Raw genomic sequence first — 4,383 nt, 5'->3', positions numbered from 1 at the left:
CAGAACGCCCCGGCCGCCCTCTCCCTGGCCGACCACGGCCACGTCATGGAGATCGGCACCATCGCCCTGTCGGGCACCGGCCAAGAGCTGATGCACGACGAATCGGTACGCAAGGCGTACCTCGGCGAGGACTGACCGACGCACGCCGCATACGCGAACGGGGCCGCCCTGATGCAGGGCGGCCCCAACGTCACTGCTGCTACTGCTGCTTCTTCTCCTCGCCGTCGGCGATCACAGCCTCGGCGACCTGCTGCATCGACAACCGCCGGTCCATCGACGTCTTCTGTATCCACCGGAACGCAGCCGGCTCCGTCAACCCGTACTGCGTCTGCAGCACACTCTTCGCCCGGTCCACCAGCTTCCGCGTCTCCAGCCGCTGGGAGAGGTCCGCGACCTCCTTCTCCAGCGCCCGCAGCTCCGTGAACCGCGACACCGCCATCTCGATGGCAGGCACCACGTCACTCTTGCTGAACGGCTTCACCAGGTACGCCATCGCCCCCGCGTCCCGCGCCCGCTCCACCAGCTCCCGCTGGGAGAACGCGGTCAGCATCAGCACCGGCGCGATGCTCTCCTCCGCGATCTTCTCCGCGGCGGAGATCCCGTCCAGCACCGGCATCTTCACATCGAAGATGCACAGATCCGGCCGGTGCTCCCGAGTCAGCTCCACCGCGGCCTGCCCGTCCCCGGCCTCCCCGACGACGGAGTACCCCTCCTCCTCCAGCATCTCCTTGAGATCCATCCGGATCAGCGCCTCGTCCTCGGCGATCACGACCCGCGTCGTCAACGGCGGCACATGAGCGTTCTCGGTGCCGGTGCCGGACTCGGTGCCGGAGGTGTCGGAATTGTTGGGCTCGGGGACGTCCGCGCTGCTCACTGGGCTCCTCGTTTTCCGCACAGGTGGGAGGTACGAGCCTACCGGGGTCCTGTATCGTGGTCGGACAGCAGGAGGTCCTAAACCTTCGATTCGTGCTCGCCCCGGTAGCCCAGCGGTAGAGGCAATGGATTCAAAACCCATACAGCGTCGGTTCGAATCCGACTCGGGGCACTTCGCCTTTGATTCTAAAGGCGCAAGCGATATCGCGGATCTTCACTCGCACGAAGGCGTGATCCTTCGATTCCCTGTGCGTCGCACACAAGCTCGCCAAGCTCGCGAGCATGTACCACGTCGCGGTGCGTAAAGGCTCTCTTCCCCTTCTCGACCAGGGACGCAGCCTCAACTCTCCGCACTACTTCTTCACCAACACGTCGGCGGACATCGTGGGCCTGTACTGCGACGCCTTGGACAAGGTCGGCGTCGAATGGAAGGTGGCCCGGAGGGGGCGACGAGCGTTCACGTCTCCGTCGCCCGCCGGGCTTCCGTCGCGTTGATGGACGAGCACGTCGGGCCGAAGTACTGGCCGGGCGGCGTGAGTTACACGGGTGCGCCCGCCGGTGGCGTGCGGGAGCATGGGCCGCATGACCGTACTGACGCGCGCCGAGGCGCAACTCCGGGCCCAGCTCATCGACGTGGAGCGGTACGTCGTCGACCTTGACCTGACGCGGGGTGAGGAGGTCTTCGGGTCGGTGACGACCGTGCGGTTCGCCGTGCGGGAGGGCCAGGGCGGCGCCGACACGTTCGCGGAGGTGCGGCCCACCGCGTTGGTGCGGGCCGAGCTGGACGGCGTGGCGCTGGCGCCGGACGCTTTCGCGGAAGGGCGGCTGTCGCTGCGGGGGCTGGCCGAGGGAGCGCATGAGCTGCGGGTCGTGGCGGAGATGCCGTATTCACGGGTCGGTGAGGGGATGCACCGGTTCACCGATCCGGCCGACGGGCGAGTGTACGTGTACACGCAGTGCTTCATGACGGACGCGTCGCTGGTCTTCGCGTGTTTCGATCAGCCGGATCTGAAGGCCGTCTTCGAGGTGTCGGTGACCGCGCCGGAGGACTGGACGGTGCTGGGGAACGGGGTGGCGCGCAAAGCCGGCGGGGGCCGTTGGGAGTTCGCCCCGACGCCGCTGCTGAGTACGTATCTGGTGGCGGTGGTGGCGGGTCCGTACCACTCGGTGCGGACGGAGCACGCGGGGTTGCCGTTCGGCCTGCATGTGCGGCGCTCGCTCGGGGAGTTCCTGGACGCGGACGCGGAGGAGCTGCTGGATGTCACGCGACGGTGCTTCGACCGCTATCACGAGATCTTCGACGAGCCGTACCCGTTCGATTCGTACGACCAGGCGTTCGTACCGGAGTTCAACGCGGGGGCGATGGAGAATCCGGGGCTGGTGACGTTCCGGGACGAGTACGTGTTCCGGTCGGCGGTCACGGAGCAGCAGCGGCAGACGCGTGGGGTGACCGTCGCGCACGAGATGGCGCACATGTGGTTCGGCGATCTGGTGACGCTGCGCTGGTGGGACGACACGTGGCTGAACGAGTCGTTCGCGGAGTACATGGGGTGTCAGGTGTTGTCGGAGGCGACGCGTTTCACGGATGCCTGGACGGATTTCGCGGTCGCCCGCAAGGGGTGGGGTTATGACGCGGATCAGCGGCCGTCGACTCATCCGGTGGCTCCGGCACCGGAGTTGGTGCCGGATACGGCTGAGGCGTTGCTCAATTTCGACGGGATCTCGTATGCGAAGGGCGCTTCGGCGCTGCGTCAGTTGGTGGCGTGGCTGGGTGAGAGGGGTTTCCTGGCGGGTGTCAACGACCATCTGACGCGGCACCGTTTCGGGAATGCGGCGCTGGCGGATTTCATCGATTCGATGGCACGCGCGTCGGGCCGTGATGTGCACGGCTGGGCGGAGCGGTGGCTGCGGACGACGGGGGTGGACACGCTGACGCCGCGGGTGGCGGAGGGGAACGGTCAGTGGTCGGTGGCGGTGGCGCGTGCGGGGAGCCGGCCGCACCGGGTGGCGCTGGGTTTCTACGATGTGGCGCCCGCCGAGCCTTCCCGTCTGGTGCTGCGGGAGCGGCTGGAGCGTGATGTCGCCGCCGGCGAGGCGGAGTCGGTGGTGGTGGCCGCGGGTCCTCGTCCTGATCTGGTGCTGGTGAACGACGGGGACCTGACGTACGCGAAGGTGCGGCTGGACGAGGGTTCGTGGGAGACGGTGCGGGGTGCGCTGTCGGGGCTGCCGGACGCGTTGTCGCGTGCGGTGGTGTGGAACGCGGCGCGGGACATGGTGCGGGACGGGGAGTTGGCGCCGGGTGAGTTTCTGGCGGCCGTACGCGCGCACTGTGCGCGGGAGACGGACGTCGCGGTGCTGGAGGGTGTGCTGGGTTTCGCGCGGGGAGCGGTGGCGGACCGTTTTCTGCCGCCGGAGCGGCGGGGTGCGGCGCTGGATCTGCTGGGTGAGACGTGCCGTGAGGTGCTGTCGGGTGGTGTGGACGCCGGCGGGGATGCCGCGGGGCTGCGGTTGACGGCGGTGCGGCGGTTCATCGACTGCGCGACGGCGCCGGACGAGTTGTACGCGTGGTGGGTGTCGGGGTCGGTGCCCGGGGGGCCGGTGCTGGACGCGGAGTTGCGGTGGCGGCTGTTGCTGCGGTTGTCGGTGCTGGGTGCGGTGGACGGTGCGGAGATCGACGCGGCGTCGGCGGCGGATCCGAGTGCGACGGGTGCGGAGGGCGCGGCGCGGTGCCGGGCGGCGTTGCCTGATGCGGCGGGGAAGGCGGCGGCGTGGGAGGCGATGTTCGGGCCGGACGACGTGTTGTCGAACTATCTGCTGCGGGCGACGGCGGAGGGTTTCTGGCAGCCGGAGCAGTACGGCTTGCTGAGCGGCTATGCGGAGCGGTTCTTCGAGGATGCGGTGCCGTTGGCGGCGCGGCGGGGTGCGGCCGTGGCGGCGCTCGTGGGGCGGCAGGGGTTTCCTCGTACGGTCGTGGAGGAGTCGGTGTCGCGGCGGGGCGCAGAGTGTCTGCGCCGGGAGGATGTGACGCCCGCGTTGCGGCGTGAGCTGGCGGACCAACTGGACGAGCTGGGGCGGGCGTTGCGGGTGCGGGCGGGAGGGGCGGGGTCGGGGCGGGCGCGTGCGAACAGCGGAGGATAGCGCGGCGGCCTGCTCCCGGAGCGGGCTGATCACCCCTTCGGGCGAACAAGCCGCGTGATCGGGGAATGCGGGGCTGGTGCGCACCTAGGTTGTGGCTGCCTCACCGCTTCTCCACGGTTCGGCGGGTGCTCCCTGCGTGCACCCGCCGAACCGTGGGGCTTGTAGGACCGCGACCCCGAAAGAGCCTCGACCATGCCTGCGTACGCCGACGATTCCTCCTTGCTCGCGGGCGGCACCGAAGGGCCCGCCGCGCTCCGGTCGTTGACCGGCGTGGTGCTCGACGCGCTGGCGGAGGGGACGGCAGCGCGCCGCGGTCCGTTGCCGCGTGGCGGCCCTCAGCGGGTCGCCGCCGCGGTACGGGCGGTGCTGGGC

2 protein-coding genes, 1 tRNA gene and 3 pseudogenes are annotated in these 4,383 nt (G+C 69.6%); 5 read left to right on the top strand and 1 reads right to left on the bottom strand.

The annotated features are described in order from the left end of the window. A pseudogene (locus tag ACRDP3_RS18695) lies at window positions 1-135 on the top strand (ABC transporter ATP-binding protein); the annotation flags it as partial. A 64-nt stretch (window positions 136-199) separates the two neighbouring features. On the opposite strand, the gene ACRDP3_RS18690 reads toward ACRDP3_RS18695, so the two are convergent. Then, window positions 200-874, bottom strand: a complete 675-nt coding sequence (locus ACRDP3_RS18690; protein ID WP_431518107.1) for an ANTAR domain-containing response regulator — start codon at window positions 872-874, stop codon at window positions 200-202. A gap of 98 nt (window positions 875-972) precedes the next feature. Here ACRDP3_RS18690 and ACRDP3_RS18685 point away from each other — a divergent pair. The 4 genes and pseudogenes from ACRDP3_RS18685 to ACRDP3_RS18670 form a co-directional block, all read left to right on the top strand. Next, window positions 973-1,045, top strand: a tRNA-Leu gene (locus ACRDP3_RS18685). A 176-nt stretch (window positions 1,046-1,221) separates the two neighbouring features. After that, a pseudogene (locus ACRDP3_RS18680) lies at window positions 1,222-1,394 on the top strand (helix-turn-helix domain-containing protein); the annotation flags it as partial. Window positions 1,395-1,455: 61 nt separating this feature from the next. Further along, entirely contained in the window at window positions 1,456-4,011 is a 2,556-nt protein-coding gene (gene pepN, locus ACRDP3_RS18675) for an aminopeptidase N (RefSeq protein WP_431518106.1), read from the top strand. Window positions 4,012-4,203: 192 nt separating this feature from the next. Beyond that, window positions 4,204-4,383, top strand: a pseudogene (locus ACRDP3_RS18670) (aspartate aminotransferase family protein); the annotation flags it as partial.

Source organism: Streptomyces sp. (assembly GCF_050698815.1).
Taxonomy (GTDB): Bacteria; Actinomycetota; Actinomycetes; order Streptomycetales; family Streptomycetaceae; genus Streptomyces.
The sequence above is the reverse complement of the archived record's forward strand: the minus strand, read 5'-3'. Positions and strand labels throughout refer to the sequence as shown.